Consider the following 20,310-nt stretch of genomic DNA (forward strand, 5'->3'; position numbering starts at 1 on the left):
CGCCTCAGGGGCTGGCGTACATGGCGCGGCGGGCTTTTTCAAAGGTGGCTCCCGGCGGGGGCAGGGCTTTGATGGCGGCATCGTAATTCACAATATACTGCCACCAGTTGTTGAAGAAACCCTGGGTGATCCCGGGCCGGTGCGGCAGGCGGGTCATCCACCAGCGATGGTGGGCGGTGATGCCCTTCCACCCGCCGGTGACCGCGTTGAGTTTTTTCTTCTGGCGCGGCAGATCCGGATAGGTGAGCCAGTCATCCGCGTAGGTCCACACCTCGGTCAGGTTGTCCCAGTCATAATCACGCAGGGAATTGGGGGCAAAGTGAATGCTGCCCACTTCGGCCTCGCCGGGGAAATCCTTGTCCACACGCGTGAACTGATTCCAGACGTTGCTGGGGTTGCCTTTGGGATTCCATTGGCCCTGGCCGACGGTAAGGGAGAGGACGCTTTCGATGCGGTGCCCGTAGCTTTCCAGCATTTCGCCCTCACCCCGCTCGTAGTTCCAGCCCATGATCCACACGGTCTTGCCGACATCCGGAATGTCATAAGGCCGGTAAAACCAGGGGTTGTCCGTCGGGTACGGGATGCGATCGCCCGGGGTTTTCCAATGCAGCTCGTCCCATTGAAAATAGGGGGCGCCCCACAGCCAGATTTCGGTGGCCTGATGTTTCTCCAGCAGGGCGGGCAGCTTGAAATGCTCGAACAACCATTGAAAGCTGGTCATGCCCCGGTTGGCTTTTTTGCGGTCTTTTTCCCACATCTCCAGAAAGGTTTCCTCGGTATAGCGGAAGCCGTTGCGGAAGGTGGGGAAGCCGTCGAAATCAATTTTTTCGACGATGCGGTAGTCCACGAAGCCGTGGCTGATGGTGCGGGCGGCTTCCACCATGGTCTCCGACAGCTTCCAGGGATCCGACCACTTAAAATAAGCGTGCAGGCGTTGGTTGCCGCGTGATTTGAGGAGGGGGTCAAAGCTGATGACAATGACCTTGACCGTCACCTGCTTTTGCTGCGCCAGCTCGGCGGCGGTGGCCGCGGGCAAATCCGGCGTCTGGGTCAGGCCAAGCAGCGCCATCGCGGTGGCGATGGAGAGAAAAGAGGTATGGCCGGGGGTTTGCATGGTGCAAACATGCCAGTTTTAGCGGCGGTTGCAACTCCGCGCTGAGGGTTTTATCGGGCCGGGGTGCCACCAGTAACTTGGGCAAGTCCAGGCGTGGGGAGCGGGTGGCGGATTCGCACTCTGGGGGTATGGCGCGGGCAACGGTTGGGGCGGGGGAGGGCAGGGGTATTGTCTTATGGCACGACAATGCCAACATCTGCCAGAAGTCTTGCGGCCCTGCTGTTCTTCAGGCATTCTCCGGACATGATAACCATCATCGCAGGCACCAATCGTCCCGGCAGCAACACCGCGCATGTGGCGCGCGCGGTCGAAGCGTGTTACCGCCGCCGCGGCGTTCCGGCGCAGGTCATGGATTTGGGGCTGCTACCGCCCGCCGCCTTTGCGCCCGGGGCTTATGCCCAGAAGCCCGAAGCCCTGGCCCCGTTCACCGAGTCCATCCTGCAATCGGCGGGAGTGGTGGTGGTGACGCCCGAGTACAACGGCAGTTTTCCCGGTGTGCTCAAATACTTTATTGATCTGCTGAAGTTCCCGGAGAGTTTCCAGGCCCGGCCGGTGGCGTTTGTGGGATTGTCCAACGGTCAATGGGGCGCCTTGCGCGCGGTGGAGCACTTGCAACAGATCTTTGCCTATCGCAACGCCCATCTGCTGCCCGAGCGGGTGTTTCTGCCCGGCATCCGGGATTGTCTGGACGGCGCGGGCGATTTGAATCAGGAAGGGCTGGCGCAGCGCTTGGAGGCGCAGGCCGAGGCGTTTGTGCGGTTTATTCACAAACTTACGGGGGTGGACTTGACCGCCCCCGCCGGGCATGCGCGTCGTTATGTGCCGCATCTGGGCGTGTGCTCGTGGTCGCTGCAGCCGGAGACGCCGGAAATCCTGGTGGAGAAGCTGGAGGAGCTGGGCCTCAAACGCCTTCAACTTTGGCTGGATCCGTTGCGTGAAAAGCCCGCCGTGTGGGGCCGGGCGCCGGAGCTGCTGGCCCGGGCGGGGGTGACTGTGGTCAGCGGCATGTTTGGGTGTGTGGGAGAAGATTACAGCACGCTGGAAAGCATCCGGCGCACCGGGGGGGTGGTGCCGGATCACACGTGGGAGCAGAACTGGGCCAACATCCAGGAAAACGCCCGTCTGGCGCAACGCCTGGGCCTCAAGTATGTGGCCTTTCACGCGGGCTTTCTGCCGCACGATGCCCAGGCGCCGGAGTTTGCCAAATTGGTGGAGCGGCTGCGGCGGATTGCCCAATTGTTTGGGGAGGCGGGCATCACGCTGGGGCTGGAGACCGGGCAGGAAAGCGCGGCCACTTTGCGCGAATTTTTAGTGCATCTGGGCTGCCCGAATGTGGGAGTCAACTTTGATCCGGCCAACATGATTTTGTATGATCAGGGCAATCCGGTGTTTGCGCTGCGGCTGCTGGGGCCGTGGGTGAAGCAGTGTCATTTGAAGGACGCCACCCGCACGCGCCAGCCGGGCACGTGGGGCGAAGAGGTGCCGGTGGGCACGGGCCAGGTGAACTGGCGCGGCTTTTTCCAGACGCTGAGCGAGATCGGCTTCCACGGCAATTTGTGCATCGAGCGCGAGGCCGGCCAGCAGCGCGTGGCCGACATTCTCGCGGCGCGCCGGTGGGTGGAAACGCTGCCGTAAAGACCACACCTTCCAACCAACCATTCAGATTATGAGCAAAACGGTTAATGTCGGAGTCATCGGGCTGGGCTTCATGGGGGTGACGCATCTCAAAGCCATGCAAAAACTGCCGCAGGCGCGGGTGGTCGCCGTGTGCGACGCGGTGCGCCGGCCGGAGAACGGGCAGATCAGTGCCGGGGGCAATGTGGGCGATGGCCGGCCGGTGACCCTGGACATGAACGTGGTGCGAGTGTACCAGGATTACCGCGAGCTGTTGCAGGACCCGCAGGTGGAGATGGTGGACATCTGCCTGCCTACGCCGTTGCATCCCGAGGTGGCCCTGGCCGCGCTGGCGGCGGGCAAGCATGTGCTTTGTGAAAAACCTATGGCCCGCACCAGCGCCCTGGCGCGGCAGATGGTCGAGGCGGCCCGCCAGGCGCAGGGTTATCTGATGCCCGCCATGTGCATGCGCTTTTGGCCGGGGTGGACCTGGCTCAAAAACGTGGTGGACAGCGGCCAATACGGGCGCGTGCTTGCCGCCCGCTTCCGCCGCGTGGCGGAGCCGCCCGCGTGGAGCAAATCGCAGTTCATGGACGGCCAGAAATCGGGCGGAGCGCTGCTGGATTTGCACATTCACGATGTGGACTTTGTCCAGTATTGCTTTGGGCGGCCGCAATCCGTGTTTGCCACCGGCTACACCTGCCTGAGTGGCGCCATTGACCATGTGGTGGCGCAGTACCGCGTGGCCGGCGGGGCCATTGTCCACGCCGAGGGCGGGTGGGCCATGGCGCCGGGTTTTGGCTTCAGTATGAGTTACACCGTCAACTTCGAACGTGCCACGGCGGATTTTGACGTGGCCCGCGGTGAGGAGGCGCTCAAGGTGTTTGTGGAGGGCCAGCCGCCCCTGGTGGTCAGGAGCGAGGGACCTGATGGTTACGTGGGCGAGATTGCGCATTTCCTGGACAGCATCCTCGCCGGCCGGCCGCCCAGCGTGGTGACGGCCGCCGACGGGCTTAGCGCCATTGAAATTTGCGAGGCCGAGGAGGCCTCGATTGCCAGCGGTCAACCCCAGCCGCAGGCCGCGCGTTAAGTGGGCGTGGCCGGCTTGGGCAGCCGTCCCAGGAGACGCAGGAGTCCGTCCAGAATCGTCAGGGGATGCGGCGGGCAGCCGGGAATGAATAAATCCACCGGCACGACGGCGGCGGCGCCATTGCGCACCTGCGGCAGCTCCACAAAAGGCCCGCCGGCAATGGCGCAGGCGCCCACGGCAATCACCAGCCGCGGCGGGGGCACGGCCTCGTAAGTCTTGCGCAGGGGCAGCTCCATGTTGCGGGTCACCGGACCGGTGATGAGGAGTCCGTCGGCGTGGCGCGGGGAGGCCACAAACTGGATGCCGAAGCGGCCGAGATCCCAGCCCACGGTGGTGAGCACATTGGTGTCGGCTTCGCAGGCGTTGCAGCCGCCGGCGCTGACCTGGCGCAGTTTGAGCGAACGCCCGAACAGGCGGCGGCATTCCTTGTCGAGCTGCCGGGCCAGGGCATATTCGTGGCCGGTGAACTGCAAATCTTCGCGCCGGCGGACGGCCAGGCGGTGTTCGGAGGTGAATCGGATGGCTTGCGCGGGGCAGCTTTGCTCGCACAGCGGGCAAAACAGGCAGCGGCCCAGGTCCAGCGCCAGCCCCTGCGGTGTGTGGCGGATGGCCTGCGTGGGGCAGAGCTCTTCGCAAATCTGGCAGCCCGGCGGGCAGCGGGTGGGGTCCAACTGCGGGCGTCCGCGCAGGCGGTCGGGCAGGGGCGGCAGCTCCCGCGGATAGGGCAGGGTGCGGTGTCCTTGATGCCAGCGCGCGGCCAGAACTCTTAGCATGGGGGCCTCCTTACAAATCGTGTCCGCAATAGGACAGGTTGAAACTTTTGTTGCAGAGCGGGAAATCCGAGATTTGCTGTTCCCGCAGGGCCATGGCCAGGCCAAACCAGTTGTGGAACGAGGGGTCCACGATTTTGTAGTGGGCCAGCCTGCCTGCGGCATCGGTCATGGCCACGTGGCAGATTTCGCCGCGCCAGCCCTCGACCAGTGCGACGGCCACTTGCTGAGGGGCCAACGGGGGAAGGGGGACATGGATGGGGCCGGGGGGCAGGGTGTGGAGCAGATCGCGCAGGAACGCCGCCGAGCGCTGCATTTCCAGCCAGCGCACAAAAGCGCGGGCATACACGTTGCCGGTGGCAAAGGTGGAAACGGGGATTTGCTGAAAGCAGTATCTGCCCCAGGGCAGGTCCCGGCGCACATCCTGCTCCACGCCGCAGGCGCGGACGGCCGGCCCCACCAGCCCCAGAGCCACGGCGGTCTGGCGCGACAGCGCCCCCGCATTTTCAAAACGGGCGCGCACGGAAGAAGTGTTCCACAACAGATCCACGGCGTTGGCCGCATCCTCCATGGCCTGGGCCAGAACTTTTTCCAGCGCCTGCAGGCGGTCGGCCCCGGCATCGAAGCGCACCCCGCCGGGGAGCAACAGGCCGCGGCCAAAGCGGTTGCCACAGAGCAGGGCGGTCAGGTTGAGAAAGTCGCCCCGAATGCGGCCGCAGTAGGCGGCGGTGGGCAGAAAGCCCACGTCGCCGGCCAGCGCGCCCAGATCGCCGGTGTGATTGGCCAGGCGCTCCAGCTCGAGTGCCAGGGCGCGCAGAGCCTGCGCCCGGGGCGGTGCGGGCGTCTGGCTCAGGGATTCGAGGACCTGGCAATAAGCCGTGGCATGGCCGATGGTGGTGTCCCCGGCCACAGTTTCCATCATGGCGAGCGTGCGGCGATTGGGGCCGCCGCGCAACGCGGGTTCCACCCCCCGATGCTGGTAGCCGAGAGATATTTCCAAGTGCATCACGCGCTCCCCATGGCATTGGAAACGAAAATGGCCCGGTTCAATGATGCCCGCGTGGACCGGGCCAACCGCCACTTCATGCACCTCCTCTCCCTCCACGCGAAAGTAATCCGTGACCCCCGGCTCCGGCGCCGGGGGCGTGCCGGCCGCCGGCCGCCAGGCGGGATGGAACCGAATGGGCTTCAGCCAGGGGTGGCCTTCAGGATGCACGCCCCATTGTTCCGCCATCTCGCGCTCAAACCAGTGCGCCTGGGGACAATCAGGGGTGAGGGCGGGGTACTTTTCCCCCACGGGTGCGGAACCCAGCAGCTCCAGGCGGCCTTCCTGATCGTGCGCCAACACCGCCATCAACCGCAGCGCCTCCGCCTCGCCGGGCAGACCGAAGAGCGCGGCGAGGCGGGCGCCGCCGGCCACCGCCTCGCAAATGCGTTGGCGAAACTCGGTAACTGTGGCCTCCGGAATTGCTGCCGCCGCCACGATGCCACCGTTGGCGATCCTGCAACCAGGTGTTTTCATGTCAAAATCCTCCTGCCGCGCGCGCGGCTTCACGCACCAGCGCCGCCAGCGGGCCTGGCAGATACAGGCCCAGGACGGCGGCCAGGCATATTAACACCAGAGGAGGCATGGCCATCCAGGTCCGTCTTTCCACGGCCTGCTCGGGACCATGCGCAGGACAGGTGGACGGACCCTGGCCCATTTCCAAAAACGCCGAGGCCATGCCCATGAAGGCCACCGCCAGGGCGGCGAGGGCGGCCACGGCCACCCACAAATGACCCCGTTCCACCGCCCCGCGGAGCAGGAGCCATTCGCTAAAAAAGGAGCCAAAAGGCGGCGCCCCGGTGATGGCGAGGAATCCTGCCAGCCACAAACCGCCGGGCAGGGGCAGCGCCCGCAAGACCCCGCGCACCCGGCTGATGTCCTTGGAGTGATAGGCATCCAAAATCAGGCCGGCGGTGAGAAACAGGCCGGCTTTGGCGAGCGAATGAAAAATGGCATGCAACAGGGCGGCCATGGCCCCCACGCCCCCCACGCCCACCCCCAGCGCCAGCAAGCCCATGTGCTCGATGCTCGAATAAGCCAGCAGGCGCTTGTAGTCCTTCTGGCCGAGGATGAACACCGCCGCCACCCCCAGCGAGCTCAAGCCCAGGAGGAGCAGCAAGTGTTGTCCAAATTCGGCCAACCCCGCCGCCTGGCAAACCTCCTGCAACCGCCAGAGCCCCAGGAAGGCGCAGTTCAACAAGGCGCCGGACAACAACGCCGACACCACCGACGGGGCCTCACTATGGGCATCCGGCAACCAGGTATGGAGGGGGGCCAGGCCCATCTTGGCGCCGTAACCCACCAGCATCAAAATGAAGGCTGCCTTCAGCCATTGCGGTTGCAGCTCTGCGCCGTGCTGGACCAGGTTTTCCACGACCAGGGCCAGGGGTTTGCCGCTGGCGGTTGAGATGGTGGCCACGCCGAGGAAAAACGTGCCCAGCAAGGCCAGCGCAATGCCCACCGAGCAGATCAACAAATACTTCCAGGTGGCCTCCAGCGAGCGCCGGTTGCGGTGATAATAAATGAGCGGGGCACTGGCCAGGGTGGTGGCCTCGATGGCCACCCACAACAACCCAAAGTGATGGCTGAGGGCCACCAGGGTCATGGCGGCCAGAAACAGCAACTGGCAGCCGATAAACACGGATTCAGGCGCCGGGCTGAGCAGCTCGGGCTCGCCGGTTTCGCGGGGGGCGGGCGCGGCGTGCTGCTGATTCAGGTAACCCACCCCATACACTGCTGCCGCCAGGAACAGCACGCTGGTGAGGCTCAGGAACAACAGCCCGGCCGCATCCACCGCCAGCCAGCCATCCAGCCCGGGCGGGGGTCGTTGAATCCAGCAAAGGGCCGTCAATCCCGCATGACCGGCGGCGGCCGTCACCCACAAGCCGCGGCGCACGCCGGCATGGCGGAGGAAAAAGGCCGCCAGTCCGGCCACCGCAGGCAGCAGAAGCAGAGAGGTCATCATAATTATTAATCCCTCAAATGGGAGAGGCGGTCGGTATCCATGTGGTCAAACTCCCGGCTGATGTGAAAGACCATGATGCCCATGAGAAAGACCGCCACAAAAACATCCAGCAACACCCCCATTTCAATGAGCAGCGACAGCTCGCCCATGACGCCCGCGCCGAAGGTGAAGATGCCGTTTTCCAGCACAATAAACCCCAGCACCTGATTTACGGCCCGTTTGCGGGCAATGATGAGAAACAGCCCGCACCACATGCCCAGCATGGCCACCGGGGCCAGAAAACGCGAAGCCAGCGGCGCGGGCAGGGGCAGATGGCTGGCGATCCAGAAGGAGGCCCCCAGCGCCAGCACGCCAAACAACAGACTCAAACCGTAGCCCACATACGGCTCCACCTCCCGGCTGACCTCCGCCTCGCGCAAAGTGCGGAAGAGCAACCGGGGAAAGACATAGCCCTTGAGCAGGGCGCTGCCCAGGGCCAGGGCCACGCCCCGCATCCCCGGCGTCTCGCCCCCCGCCAGCAAGGGCAGTAGCGAGAGAAGAATGCCCTGGAGGGCGGTGGTGCGAATACAGGCCCCGAGCCGGCTGGAGGCCAGTAGGCGCAGATGGGTCAATAAAACCAGGATTAAAAGGAAATCAATCAACATAAACCGGGATCAGGGTTGAGAAGCGGCCAGCAGCAGGGCCACCGCCGCCAGCACGGTGGCGCCCCACAAAAACTGCGGCACCGTGAGCAAACGCAGGCGGGCCATGGTGGATTCCACCACCCCCACCCCCATGCCGATGACCATCACGGCCGCCGTGCCGGTGAGCAGGGTCAGCCACGGGGAGCCCGCCTGCAACGGCAGCGCCACCGAGGCCACCAGCGCGGCAAACAACCAGAGCTTCAGCGCCGCCGCATATTGAATCAGGGCGAAATCCGGCCCCCCGTGGTCCAGCACCATGACCTCATGGATCATGGTCAGCTCCAGATGCGTATTGGGATCATCCACCGGAATGCGCGCGTTTTCCGCCAGCAACACCAGAAACAGGGCCGCCACCACCAGAATCAGCGATGGCCCGGAAGCAAGCCAGTGTCCTGCATTCAGCCGGCCCAACATGCCGCTGAGGGAATTGTCGCCTACCATCAGCACCAGCGTGCCCAGCCCCAGCAACAGGGCCGGCTCGGCCAATGCCGAGAACTGCACCTCGCGGCTGGCGCCCATGCCCTCAAAGCTGGAGCCGGTATCCAGCGCCGCCAGCACGATGAACAAGCGGGCCAGGCCCAGCAGATAGGCCATCACCACGAAATCCCCGGCAAACGACAGCGGGGCCGGCAGGTGGAGCAAAGGCAGCAACATCAGGGCGGCCACGGTGCACACCAGCGCGACGACTGGCCCGGCGCGAAACACCCAGGAAGTGGTGCGGCTGTACACCGCTCCTTTGCGCAACAGCTTCCCCAGATCATAATACAATTGCAGCAGGGGCGGCCCCTGGCGTCCGGCAAAAAAGGCCTTGGTACGATGGATCACCCCCAGCAGCAGGGGGGCGAGCAACAGGCCCAGCAAAGGTGGGACAAACGCGATCATGGCATTATCTCAAGGCAAACAACAACAAGGCCAGCAGGGTGAGCGCCAGGTACAGCACATAGAGATGCACATTGCCATGCTGCAACCAGCGGAGCCGCCCCAGAGTCTCCCGGAGCCGGCCAAACAACGGTTGATAAAGCTCGCGCTGGCTGGTGTCCGGGGTGTCGGTGGCCAGGGAGGCATGCCGCGGGAAAAAGCCCTCCGGCGGCCGGCCCTGGGTTTGCGGCCGCAAGAGCGCCTGAAACTGCAGGGTGAGCGGCTGCACAAACGAGGAGGCGGTGTATTGCATCCGGGCCGTGGGCTGCGCGTAGCCGCAATCCCAGGTCACCGCCCGGCTCACCGGCCGCGCCCGCAGCCAGACCCGGCGCAGGAGTGCCACCAGGGCCACGAGGATGATGAGGCCGCCGCCCAGGGCGCTCAGCCGCCAAAGCAGTGCCTGCTGGCGTGCCAGCACCGCCAACAGCCGCTCGTTGCCGGAAATTCCAGGAACCGGGCAAAGCGCGGTGATCAGGGGCGTCAAGATCTTCCACCCCAGCGGAGCCAGCAGGGCGACCAGCCCGCATGCCGCCGCCAGGAGCAGCAGCCCGCTGCGCATGGCCGGCCCGGATTCATGTGCATGAAGGGCGGCCGTACTGCGCGGCTCGCCCAGAAAGGCCACGCCCACCGCCTTCGTGAAACAGACCAGGGCCAGGCCGCCCATCAAAGCCAGTCCGGCCAGCGTCAGGGCGCCGGCCAGCGCCGCCCTGCCATGCGCGCTGTTCAGCCCGTCCACCGCGCCCAGGTACAATAAAAACTCGCTTAGAAAACCGTTCAGGGGCGGCAGGCCGACGATGGCGATGGCCCCCACCAGGAAGCATGCGGCGGTCCAGGGCATGCGCCGGAGCAGTCCGCCCAGTTGCTCCAGGTTGCGGGTGCCGGCGCCGTGCAGCACACTGCCGGCGCCCAAAAAGAGCAAACTCTTGAACAACGCATGATTGAGGACATGCAGCAGTGCTCCGGCCCAACCGGCCACGGCCAGCGCCGGCAATTTCCAGGCGACTCCCAGCAGTCCCAGGCCCGCGCCCAGCGTAATAATGCCCATGTTTTCCACGCTCGAATAGGCCAGCAGGCGTTTGAGGTCTTTTTGGGCCAGCGCCAGCAAAATGCCAAAGACGCCGGAAACCAATCCCACCGTAAAGAACAGCCAGCCCCACCATTCCGGCCAGTTTGCGAAAAAACTCAGGCTGCGCAACAGCCCGTAGATGCCGGTTTTGATCATCACGCCCGACATCAGCGCCGAAATATGACTGGGCGCTGCCGGATGAGCCTCCGGCAGCCAGACATGCAGGGGCATGAAACCGGCTTTGACGCCAAAGCCCAGGATCGCCAGCAAAAACCAGGCACCCAGGGCATGGCCGTCCACCGGTTGCGCCGCCCAAGCGGCAAAATCCATGGAACCCGCCAAGTGGCCCCGCCAGAGAAAGAACGTCAGCAGAAAAGCCGCCCCCAAATGGGAGGCGACCAGGTAAATCCAGCCGGCCCGGCGATGGGCGGGTGATTCATCCTCGTAGGTGACCAGGAAAAATGAAGCCACCGTCATGATCTCCCATGCCGCCAGAAACAGCACGGCATCCCGCGCCACCACCACCAGGGCCATGCCGCCCACCAACAGGTTGGAGAAAAACCAGCCTGCGGCCGGCGAGCGCCGGCCTTGTGCGGGTTGCCCATAGCCTGCGCCATAAAGCGCGGTGACGGCCGCCAGCCACGCAATCACCAGCAGAAACCAGGCTGTAAGGGGGTCCACAGCCACATGAAACTGACCAGCCGCCGACGGCCACTGCAGGCGCCAGCTCGTGACCTCCGCGGAGAGCAAGGCGTCCAGGGCGGCGGCACCCGCAAAGAGGGCGCCGCCCATTTGAGCGGCCATCCCCATGAGGATGGCCAAGCGGGGATGTCGGCGCACCAGCAGGGGCAGCAAACCGCCGAAAAACCAAAAGCTCAGGGCCAATCCCATCTTGTTCATAATTTCTTGGCGGGGGGGGTGTTTCGTGCGGCGGCCAGCCCGGCCTCTGTGGCGGCCACGGCGGCCAGCAGATCCTGCTCACCGGCCCGCGCGCTCAGCAATGCTTTAAGGCGGGCATCGCGCAGGCCATAGGCCAGGCGTGCCAGCAAATGCAAATGCACCTTGACCGTGGGCGAAATCAGGAGGAACAACGCAAACACCGGCTGCCCGTCCAGGGCGCCGAAGTCCACCGGCTGGCGGAGAAAGCACAGGCTCACCAGGGGCCTGGCAAGGTCCAGCACGATGGGATGGCGGGGATGAGGAATGGCCACGCCTTCGCCCACGGCGGTGGACTCCAGCGATTCCCGCGCCCAGAGCAGCGCCCACAGCCAGTCGCGGTTGATGCTGGGGGGCAGCCGCAACCGGTTGACCACCGCACGCAGCACGGATTGCTTGTCTGCCCCCTCCACGCCGTAATGCACTCCACCTGCGGTCAACGCCTCAGCCAGCGTGGGCAGGGGCGAGGCATCGTTCTCCGCTGCAGCGAGAAACTGCGGGGAAAGCGGAAGCCGCTGCATGGCCGCCCATTCCAGCACCTCCTCGCGGCTGAAGCGCAACCAGGAGCCGTCGCGGAACGCCGGCAGTTGGCGTTCCTTGACCCAGCGATGGATGGTCTTCTCCGAGACATCAAAAGCGCGAGCCACATCTTGAACGGTCCATTGCATGGATAGAAAGGGGCTGGGGCGTCTCAAGACGCCCGGGATAAGGCGGCGGCAGGAAAATCCGGCTCACCGCTGGGGGCAGGAGCTCCGGGCACAGTGCGGGCCTGCGGTTCAATCCCTGGCGGATTGCCGTCCCACCACCGCGGCTGGACGCGATGCTCCATGCCTGCCACAAAGAAAAACACCCAAAACCACCTCGAAAGGCACTTTTGGGTGTCGGATGTCCAAAAGATGGGGAGCTTCTTCTCTATGCGGGAGCTTATCCCGCCGGAGACGCTTCCCTTCCTAACGGTAGGTAGTAAGAACTTGAACGCAAAAGTTGTCAAGGGGGGACGTGGACGGGAGCTCAAGGGGGTGTGGCGGTGTGCGGGCCGGAGCCGGGTTTGTGCCGCGGGTAAATCCTTCAGCTGTCCCCCCGCGGGGGCGAGACGTTGTGCGGACGGGGACAAAACCCGCGGCCTGGCGGCCAAGTTCAGCAACACATTTGGCGGCCTCCGAGGAAGGCGGCATTGTCGTGAACGGCCCTGGAGGGGCGGAGGAGGCGGAGGGGGGGGGTGATTTGCGCGCTTGCAATCCTGTGCGCGACAGCCCATGCTGTTCAGATTGAATTGCCCTGAGGAAAAAGGGCAAGGCAACACACCTGCTGTGCACTCGATGCAGTCCACAACAGGCCTTGGGTATCTATGAGCGAAAGTCTGCCATTATTGGATTTGGAACGGATGTTCCTGCCGGCCTGGGCCAAAGAGGCGCCGCCCGCCAACCGCTTTGAACATTACACGGGCGAGGAAGAAAGCGGGGGCCGCCGCCGTGGTCCCGGGAGACGTCGTGAAGGTTTTGGTGAACCGCGCCGTGGAGACCGGGGACCGGGCCCGGCAGCCGAGCGTCAGGGCCAGCGCCCTCCCGCCCGCTCCGCCGAGCAGGGCGCGCAGCGCCCGCCGCCTCCGCGGGGACGCCGGGATCACCGCCGCTCCGGGCCGCCCCGGCCGGTGGAGCGGGAGCCATTGCCCAAAGTCAGGGTGGGCATCACCATTGAAGAGAAAGTGGCGGACAGCCTGGCCCGGCAAATCCGCGCCACGGGGCGCTCGTATCCCATTTTTGATCTGGCCCGTTTGATTCTGCAAAAGAACGAGCGTTTTCTGATCCGCTTCCACGTCCTGAAAAACCAGAGCGGGGCCATCGAGCAGCCGCTTTACCGTTGCGCACTGGATGAAACGGTGTGGACCGACAAGGAGGAGGCGGTGCAGTACCTGCTGGACAAGCATTTTGACATGTTCTATCAGGCCGAGCGCACGCCCACGGCGCCCCCCAAGGGGGTGTACACCTTTGTGGCGGTGTGCGATCTCAACGGGGCGGTGTTGGGCCCGCCCAATTACCACGGTTATCAGGAGGAATTGCGCCGGCTGCACCGCGAGCACTTTGCGCACCTGCCCCTGGAGGTTTTCAAGTCCAAGATTCGCATTGTGCGCGATGAAGCCGTGGTCAAGAAGTGGATTGAAGACCAGAGCTGGAAGACGGAATACGTGTGCCTGAACGTGCCGGAGGCGCCCCGGCTGGCCGACCGCGAGAGTGTGTTGGCGCACTTCCGTGAAGTGCACCTGCCCAACGTGTTGCAGGAAGTGGAATCCCACTCGCTCAACGGGCAGGCGGCCCTGCAGTTGCCCTGCCGCGGCCTGCGGCGGCTGGCCTTGCAGCTCATCGAAAAACAGCGCCGCTTCCCGCTGGAGCTGGTCCATTCCTTGAGCGCGCTGTTCAACGAGCGCAAGTTGCAGTTTTTCAAGCTGGAAAAGGACATCACTTACGTGGGCGTGGCCCGGCCGCATTACCTGGATTTGGAGACGTCCATTGTCTCCGACAACGTGCGCCGCATCATCCAGTTCATTCAACAAAATCCTGGCAGCACCCGCCAGAAACTCATCGAGGCGCTGGCACCCGCGCCGCCTTCGGCCGTCCCGGCCGTGGAAGCGCCTGCCTCCGACGGGCAAGCCGGGGGCACGGCGGCTGCCGCCGAAGCCCCGCCAGGCGGCCAGCCTGCGGCGCCGCCGGCGCCGGAGCCCACGCCGGAGCAGATGGCCATTATCAGCGATTTGCACTGGCTGGTGCATCAAGGGCACGTCTTGGAGCTGGCCACCGGCGTGCTGCTTACCGCCAAAAAACCCGCGCCCAAACCGCCCAAACCTGCTCCGGCTCCTGCGCCGGCCGCCCCGGCCGCGGAGGTGGCGGCTACGGGATCGGCGGAGGCTGGTGCCGCCGCAGCGGCTGCAGAGGCCGTCACCACCGCGCCCACGCCTGATGCGGCAGGGGCTGCGGCTGCGGAGCCAGAGGCCAACTCCTCCCTGCCGGCCGAGGGGGGAACCCTGGCTGCTGCGCCTACCGCGGAGGAGCCGTCCTCATGTCCGGCCGCTCCGGCGGGGGTGGTGGAGGAATCGCGCCCTGCTACTGAGGGTTGCTAGGCAAGCCTCGGCCTCTTTTTTTCCCGGGAGTTGATGCGGGCCGTAATCCCCATCCCGAATGGGGGATGGCCGACGGGCGACGGGCATTACGCGTTTTGGGGGAGTGGCCCTCGGGCCGTGTCCGGCCAGTTCACGGCGAGGACGCGCTCGATGCGCTGATAATCCTGCTCCAGAGCCATAATCTGCCAGCCTGCCGCCGTGAAAATCTGGCTCACTGCCGCGGCCTGGCCATGCCCCAGTTCCATCCACAAAGTGCCGCCCGGGGCAAGGTAGGGGGGGCTTTCTCGAGCCAGTCGGCGATAAAAGAGGAGGCCGTCGGTGCCTCCATCCAATGCCGGCCGTGGATCATGCTCGCGCACTTCGGGCTCGAGTTGGGCGATTTCCGCGGTGGGAATGTAGGGCGGATTGGCCACCACCAGATCAAAGCGGGAATCGGAGGGTACGGCGGCGTAGCCATCGCTGAGCAGGAAATGAATGCGCCCGCCCACTCCATTTTTTTCCGCATTCTGCCGGGCCAGGGACAAGGCCTCGGAGGAGAGGTCGAGGGCCGTCACTTGCGCCTGGGGGAATTGTCGGGCCAGGCCAATCGCCAGGCAGCCGGAGCCGGTGCCCCAGTCAAGGAGGCGCGGGGAGGGCGGTGCCCCCGGCTGCGCCAGGCGCGCCGTCAGCCAGCGGGCGGCGTGCTCCAATAATAATTCGGTTTCCGGCCGTGGGATCAGGGCCTGCGGGGTGGTAAGCAATTCAAAATCGCCAAAGGCCACCGTGCCCACCAGATGTTGCAGCGGCTCGCGCGCGGCGCGGCGGCGCAGGAGTTGCCGCATTTGTTCCAGGGCGGGCTCCGCGACGGCTTGATCAAAGCGCAGGTAAAGCTGCAGGCGCTGGGTTTGCAGGACATGCGCCAGCAGACATTCCGCCTGCCACCGCGCCGAGGACACACCGTGCCGCTCCAAATAAGCCGTGCTTTTCTGAATGACTTCGAGGATGGTCACGCCGCCGCTCCTAGGGTGATTTTTTCTGGCCGGCGCCAGCTTTGGGCGGGGGAGCAGTGGCCTCCAGGTCAGTGAAGGGGGGACGCTCGAAGGTCAACCCGTCCCCCGTCACCCGCGGATCTCCCAGGCGTTTGAGTTCCTCCATCAACTGGCGGGACAACTGTTGTTGGATTTGGGCATACTCCGTCTGCCCGGCCACGTTGCGCGTCTGATGGGGATCCCGGCGCAAATCGTACAATTCCTCCGCAGGACGTTTGCCAAAGGCGATGTCGTAAAACTTCTGCCATTCCGGGGCGTGGCGTTGGGCGATGAGCCAGGCCTTGGTGGGACTGGCGTCGAAATCGGGGAAGGCAATCATGGTGTTGCGGGCGAGCACCTCAAAGGGCGGCGCGCTGGTGGCCGTGACGGCCAGGGGGGCTCCCATGGGCCAGCGCTCCGGCGCGAAATTGCGGATGTAGAGAAAATCACGCGTGCGCAGGGCGCGGTGGGGATAGGGCAGGTTGCCCTCGCGCGCAATATCCACATGCCGCTCGCGGCCGGTGATGACCCAGGTGCGGGTGGGATCCACCTGGCCCGAGCGATCGCTCACCAACAGGGGCACGAGGCTGCGTCCGTGCATGCCGGGGGCGGGCGGCAGACCACCGGCCTCGAGGAAGGTGGGGGCCAGGTCCATCAACAGGGTGAAATCTTCCACCACGCGGCCGCCGCGGGCGCCGGGCCAGCGCGCGATCAGGGCCACCTGCACGCCGAAGTCGTACAAGTTGCATTTGCCGTTGGGAAAACCGGGCGCGCCGTGATCGCCGCTGATGACAATGAGGGTGCGCTCCAGTTCGCCCACACGCTCCAGTTCTTCCAACAGCACGCCCACGCCGGCATCCCACGCCTGCACTTCGCCCAGATAATCGGCAAAGTCCTCGCGCACCTCGGGCACATCCGGCAAAAAGGGCGGCAGCCGGCCGCGGAGGCGGTCGGGGTCAATGCCCCAGAGGGCTTTGCCGCTGCCCCGTTCCCAGGTGCGATGCGTCAGCGTGGGGCCAAACCAGTAACAGAAAGGTTTGCCGGGCGGGCGGGCGGCCAGGAAATCGGCGAAGTTTTGACGCACCTGCTGCAGCACCCGCGCCTTGGCTTCCGCCAGGGGCAGGTTGGTGGCGACCATGCGGGTGACGTTTTCCGAAAAATCATTGAAAGCGCGTCCTGCCCGCTCATAGGCGTATTGCTGTCCGCCATAGGGGGCGTCGGCGGGCCGGCCCGGGCTCCAGACCTTGTAACTTTTGCCAATATGGTAGCCTGCGTCGCGCAGGAGCAGGGGAAAGCTGGGGATGCGGTCGTCCCAAACGGCATTACGCAAAATGGCGCCCCGGCCGGTGGTAAAGAAATGGCGGCCGGAGAGGATGGAGCTGCGGCAGGGGGTGCAGGAGGGCGAGTTGACAAAGGCATTGAGAAACAGCACGCCCTCGCGGGCTACGCGGTCCAGATGGGGAGTTTTGACGATTTCGTTGACATTAGGCTGCGGGTCATGGGGGGCGTAAGCGCCTGCGTATTTGCCCCAGTCGTCGGCAAAACAAAAGAGAATGTTGAGCGGCGGCCGGGCCGGGGCGGTTTGGACCGGCCACGGCAGGAGCCAGGCAACGGCCATCAGGCACCACGCGATGCTGGAGCGCATGACCTCAGTCAAGTCCGGTGGGGCGGGCCTTGTCAATGCTGCAAATCGGGCTGGTACGAAGGGATGCAAGACAGGTTCCCTGCGGACCCGGGCGGAAAAAACTTAACTACCATGATGCCCCAACCTCTTTTTCTTACTTTAATGCGGTAAGCCCCGCATGACCGGGTTGAAACAGGCAACTCATTGAAGACCCGTGGCCTGCGCGCGAAAGCCGACAGCTTCCGCTGGGTACGGGTTGCGCGCCGTGCAGCAAGGGGGCCGGCATGAGCTGCCGCAAAGTTTCCCGGAAGCTTCCAGTTCAAACTGGACTTTGGCGGCCTTTTCTGCGATGGAACAAAGCAGGTAGCCGTGAATCGCCTTCCACCAATACGGGTGGTAAATTGTTTTCAGCGCGCCCGGGGCCTGGCTGTGGAAGGCGGTTTCGTTTTAAGGGAGGATGCCGTATGGCGATGGATTTGATCCTCAACCTGAGTTTGTTGGTAGCGCTGACGGTGGTTTCCACATTTTTCGGGAGGCGGTTCAATCCGCGGGGCAGCACCGGCGCGGTTATTCAAGGCCTCCTGTTTGCCACGGCGGCAATCATCGGCATGATCCGTCCCATGGAGTTGGAGAAGGGGGTGTTTTTTGACGGCCGCAGCATGATGCTCAGCTTGTGCGCATTGTTTTTTGGGCCATGGGCGGCCCTGGTCAGCGTCATTCCCACGGCCTTGTATCGGGCCGGGCTGGGCGGGAATGGGGTGTACATGGGGGTGTTGACCGTAATCACCTCTGCGGCCATTGGACTGGCCTTTCATTATCGTTGGCGCCAGCAGCCACATGCGCCCCGGGCGAGCCAGTTGTTGCTGTTCGGCGTGGTGGTGCATGTGGTGATGTTGTGTCTGACCATCACATTGCCCGTGAGCGTGCGGTGGAAGACCCTGGAGAAAATGGCGCTGCCCATCTTGGTGGCCTACCCCCTGCTGACGGTGCTGGCCGGCAAAGTCCTGGCTGACCAGGAGGATCTTGGCCGGTTGTTGGCGGAGCTGCGCCAGACCAATCAGCGGCTGGACATCACCCTGCGCTCCATTGCGGATGGCGTCATGGTGACGGATTTGCAAGGACGGATTGTGAGTTTGAATCCCACCGCCGAGCAACTGACCGGGTGGCCTCAGCAAGAAGCGGTGGGGCGTCCCATCGAAGAAATCTTTCCGATTTTTAATGAGCACACCGCCCAACCGGTGGAAAACCCCGTTCGCCGGGTCTTGCAGGAGGGCAAGGTGGTGGGGCTGGCCAATCACACTGTCCTGCGCCACCGGCAGGGCAGGGAGTATCCCATTGCCGACAGTGCGGCGCCCATCAAGGATGACCAGGGGCGTTGCCGCGGCGTGGTGTTGGTGTTTAGGGATCAGACCCGGGAACGGGAAGCTCACAACGCTTTAATTGAGAGTGAGTTCCGATATCGGACGCTCATTGAGTCCGCGCCGGCGCTGGTGTGGCATTGTGATGCGCAGGGGACGTTTGATTATTTTAACCAGCGCTGGCTGGCGTTCCGCGGGCGCAGTTTGCAGGAGGAGCAGGGAGAAGGTTGGAAAGCGGGGGTGCATCCGGACGATCTGGCGGGCTGTGATGCCGCCTTTCAAGAGGCCTTGCAACAGCACCGGCCCTGCCAGTTCGTTTACCGTTTGCAACGGCACGACGGCCACTACCGCTGGCTGCAGGAGGAGGCCGTGCCCGTGTTTGACCGGCAGGGCGCTTTTCAAGGTTACATCGGCTTCTGTCTGGACATCACCGGTCAGCGCGAACTCATGGCCCGAGAGCGGCTGCTATTGAGCGCGCTGGAGGCCAGCGCGGCCTGCATCTTCCTGGCCGATGCAGCCGGCGGCATCGAGTGGGTCAATCCTGCTTTCGCGGCTCATCTGGGAGTGTCGCGGGAGTCGGTGGACGGTAAGAATTGGGAGGATTATTTCCTGCCGCCGGCAGAGGAGCAGGCGGAGAGTTTGGAGAACATCCTGCAGTTGCTGTTGCTGGGCCAGACGTGGCGGGGTGAATTGCGGGCGCGGCGGGCCGGGGGCGAGATGTTCGTGGCCGAGGTCACCCTTTCCCCCGTGCTTGACGCACTCGGCAGCACGGTCAAAGTGGTGGGCATCTTTGAAGACCTTACCGCGCGCAAAGCGGTGGAGGAAGAGCTGCGGCAGACGCAAAAGATGGAGATCATCGGCATGATCGCCCACGGCGTGGCGCACGACTTCAACAACATTCTCACTTCGATCATGATGAGTGCGAACATGTTGCAAGAAGATGCCGCGCTGCCCGCCCATCTGCGCGAGGATGTGGATCAAATTGCCGGCTCGGCGCAGGTAGGCGCCCGCATCACCAGTCAACTGCTCAGTCTGGCGCGCCGCGACATTCTCACGATGGAGGATTTGGAGCTGAACGAGGTGGTCCGGCAGGTGAGCCGGCTTCTGACCCGGCGGTTGAACGATCAGATCGTTATTGTCACCCATCTTTGTCCCGAGGGCGCCTGGCTCAAGGGGGATCGCACCTTGTTGGAGCAAATCCTGTTGAATCTGGCGTTCAACGCCCGGGACGCCATGCCCAAGGGGGGTACCTTGCTGATTGAAACGGCCGTGGTGGAGACTGCCGAGGCCCTGACGCTGGCCCCCAACCTCCCCAAACACGGCCCCTTTGTGCGGCTCACGGTGCAGGATACCGGTTGTGGCATCAACCCGGAGATCTTGCCGCGGATTTTTGATCCCTTCTTTACCACCAAAGAACGGGGCAAAGGAACCGGCATTGGCCTGACGGTGGTGGCCAATGCCTTGCGCGAACTGCATGGGGGTATTCACGTGCAAAGCACGCCCGCCCAGGGCAGCACTTTTCAAATTTATTTTCCGGCGACGCGCAGTTTGGCGGGGGCGTCCCCGGCGGTCGGGGTCACGCCGCTGCGCGGCGGGCAGGAGACGATTCTGCTGGTCGAAGACGAAGCGCCGGTGCGCGAACTGGCCGCCAAGGGGTTGCGCAAGTATGGTTACAACGTGCTGATGGCCAAACACGGCCGGGAAGCGTTGGAGGTTTTCGCACAGCACCAGCAGGCCATTCAGCTTTTGATTACGGACATCATCATGCCCGGGGACCTTCGCGGCGATGAGCTGGCCAGGCGATTGCTGGCGCAGAATCCGGCGTTGAAGGTGATTTATATCAGCGGTTATCCGGGCGAAAGCCCGGTGGACAAGCCCGACTTTTTTGCGCAGAAAACCTTTTTGGCAAAACCGTTCACGCCACGGCAGCTTGCGCAGACGGTCCGTCAGACCCTGGATTCATCGGCCTCCCCGGCCCCGGGGGCCTAGGGGGGCAGGGGGGGA

General features: G+C 64.3%; 14 protein-coding genes. 4 read left to right on the plus strand and 10 right to left on the minus strand.

The features are described 5' to 3' along the window. Positions 1-4 precede the first annotated feature (4 nt). On the minus strand, positions 5-1,114 hold the full coding sequence (locus N3J91_08730) for a hypothetical protein (GenBank protein ID MCX8156514.1): 1,110 nt from the start codon (positions 1,112-1,114) through the stop codon (positions 5-7). Between the two features lie 243 nt (positions 1,115-1,357). Here N3J91_08730 and N3J91_08735 point away from each other — a divergent pair, with 243 nt between their 5' ends. Together N3J91_08735 and N3J91_08740 are read left to right on the plus strand one after the other, a co-directional pair. Then, positions 1,358-2,749 carry a TIM barrel protein gene (locus tag N3J91_08735; GenBank protein ID MCX8156515.1) on the plus strand — a complete coding sequence of 464 codons (1,392 nt, stop codon included), beginning with the start codon at positions 1,358-1,360 and terminating at the stop codon, positions 2,747-2,749. Positions 2,750-2,780: 31 nt separating this feature from the next. Next, positions 2,781-3,818 (plus strand): Gfo/Idh/MocA family oxidoreductase, encoded by a 1,038-nt coding sequence (locus N3J91_08740; protein MCX8156516.1) that lies wholly within the window; start codon positions 2,781-2,783, stop codon positions 3,816-3,818. Here the strand turns inward: N3J91_08740 and N3J91_08745 are convergent. From N3J91_08745 to N3J91_08775, 7 genes are read right to left on the minus strand one after another with little or no spacing between them, the layout of a single operon-like run. Next, positions 3,815-4,591, minus strand: coding sequence for a hydrogenase (locus tag N3J91_08745; GenBank protein ID MCX8156517.1), 777 nt, complete (start codon positions 4,589-4,591; stop codon positions 3,815-3,817). The genes N3J91_08740 and N3J91_08745 overlap by 4 nt on opposite strands. A 10-nt stretch (positions 4,592-4,601) precedes the next feature. Next, positions 4,602-6,110 carry an NADH-quinone oxidoreductase subunit C gene (locus N3J91_08750; protein MCX8156518.1) on the minus strand — a complete coding sequence of 503 codons (1,509 nt, stop codon included), beginning with the start codon at positions 6,108-6,110 and terminating at the stop codon, positions 4,602-4,604. A gap of 1 nt (position 6,111) precedes the next feature. Beyond that, positions 6,112-7,599: a proton-conducting transporter membrane subunit gene (locus N3J91_08755; GenBank protein MCX8156519.1), complete on the minus strand. Its 1,488-nt coding sequence runs from the start codon at positions 7,597-7,599 to the stop codon at positions 6,112-6,114. Positions 7,600-7,604: 5 nt separating this feature from the next. Then, complete coding sequence (locus tag N3J91_08760) at positions 7,605-8,243, minus strand: hydrogenase (protein MCX8156520.1); 639 nt, start codon at positions 8,241-8,243, stop codon at positions 7,605-7,607. A 9-nt stretch (positions 8,244-8,252) separates the two neighbouring features. Continuing rightward, a complete protein-coding gene (locus tag N3J91_08765) occupies positions 8,253-9,164 on the minus strand; it encodes an NADH-quinone oxidoreductase subunit H (GenBank protein MCX8156521.1) in 912 nt (303 codons plus the stop codon). A gap of 4 nt (positions 9,165-9,168) precedes the next feature. Beyond that, complete coding sequence (locus N3J91_08770) at positions 9,169-11,166, minus strand: proton-conducting transporter membrane subunit (GenBank protein MCX8156522.1); 1,998 nt, start codon at positions 11,164-11,166, stop codon at positions 9,169-9,171. After that, positions 11,163-11,849 (minus strand): PTS sugar transporter subunit IIA, encoded by a 687-nt coding sequence (locus tag N3J91_08775; GenBank protein MCX8156523.1) that lies wholly within the window; start codon positions 11,847-11,849, stop codon positions 11,163-11,165. The genes N3J91_08770 and N3J91_08775 overlap by 4 nt, the downstream gene beginning before the upstream one ends. Before the next feature lie 701 nt (positions 11,850-12,550). Here N3J91_08775 and N3J91_08780 point away from each other — a divergent pair. Beyond that, complete coding sequence (locus N3J91_08780; protein MCX8156524.1) at positions 12,551-14,317, plus strand: hypothetical protein; 1,767 nt, start codon at positions 12,551-12,553, stop codon at positions 14,315-14,317. Positions 14,318-14,403: 86 nt separating this feature from the next. Here the strand turns inward: N3J91_08780 and prmC are convergent, their stop codons facing one another. Both prmC and N3J91_08790 read right to left on the minus strand, forming a co-directional pair. Further along, complete coding sequence (prmC, locus tag N3J91_08785; protein MCX8156525.1) at positions 14,404-15,306, minus strand: peptide chain release factor N(5)-glutamine methyltransferase; 903 nt, start codon at positions 15,304-15,306, stop codon at positions 14,404-14,406. A 10-nt stretch (positions 15,307-15,316) separates the two neighbouring features. Then, positions 15,317-16,969, minus strand: coding sequence for a sulfatase (locus tag N3J91_08790; protein MCX8156526.1), 1,653 nt, complete (start codon positions 16,967-16,969; stop codon positions 15,317-15,319). 443 nt (positions 16,970-17,412) lie between these two features. Here N3J91_08790 and N3J91_08795 point away from each other — a divergent pair, with 443 nt between their 5' ends. Further along, a complete protein-coding gene (locus N3J91_08795) occupies positions 17,413-20,295 on the plus strand; it encodes a PAS domain S-box protein (GenBank protein ID MCX8156527.1) in 2,883 nt (960 codons plus the stop codon). The last annotated feature ends 15 nt before the right edge of the window (positions 20,296-20,310 follow it).

This window comes from Verrucomicrobiia bacterium, assembly GCA_026414565.1.
Lineage (GTDB): Bacteria > Verrucomicrobiota > Verrucomicrobiia > Limisphaerales > Fontisphaeraceae > Fontisphaera.

Bases quoted from the DNA above. Each gene is read 5' to 3' on its own strand.
- N3J91_08730 (MCX8156514.1), bottom strand. From the start codon at position 1,114: ATGCAAACCCCCGGCCATACCTCTTTTCTCTCCATCGCCACCGCGATG.
- N3J91_08735 (MCX8156515.1), top strand. From the start codon at position 1,358: ATGATAACCATCATCGCAGGCACCAATCGTCCCGGCAGCAACACCGCG.
- N3J91_08740 (MCX8156516.1), top strand. From the start codon at position 2,781: ATGAGCAAAACGGTTAATGTCGGAGTCATCGGGCTGGGCTTCATGGGG.
- N3J91_08745 (MCX8156517.1), bottom strand. From the start codon at position 4,591: ATGCTAAGAGTTCTGGCCGCGCGCTGGCATCAAGGACACCGCACCCTG.
- N3J91_08750 (MCX8156518.1), bottom strand. From the start codon at position 6,110: ATGAAAACACCTGGTTGCAGGATCGCCAACGGTGGCATCGTGGCGGCG.
- N3J91_08755 (MCX8156519.1), bottom strand. From the start codon at position 7,599: ATGATGACCTCTCTGCTTCTGCTGCCTGCGGTGGCCGGACTGGCGGCC.
- N3J91_08760 (MCX8156520.1), bottom strand. From the start codon at position 8,243: ATGTTGATTGATTTCCTTTTAATCCTGGTTTTATTGACCCATCTGCGC.
- N3J91_08765 (MCX8156521.1), bottom strand. From the start codon at position 9,164: ATGATCGCGTTTGTCCCACCTTTGCTGGGCCTGTTGCTCGCCCCCCTG.
- N3J91_08770 (MCX8156522.1), bottom strand. From the start codon at position 11,166: ATGAACAAGATGGGATTGGCCCTGAGCTTTTGGTTTTTCGGCGGTTTG.
- N3J91_08780 (MCX8156524.1), top strand. From the start codon at position 12,551: ATGAGCGAAAGTCTGCCATTATTGGATTTGGAACGGATGTTCCTGCCG.
- N3J91_08790 (MCX8156526.1), bottom strand. From the start codon at position 16,969: ATGCGCTCCAGCATCGCGTGGTGCCTGATGGCCGTTGCCTGGCTCCTG.
- N3J91_08795 (MCX8156527.1), top strand. From the start codon at position 17,413: ATGGCGATGGATTTGATCCTCAACCTGAGTTTGTTGGTAGCGCTGACG.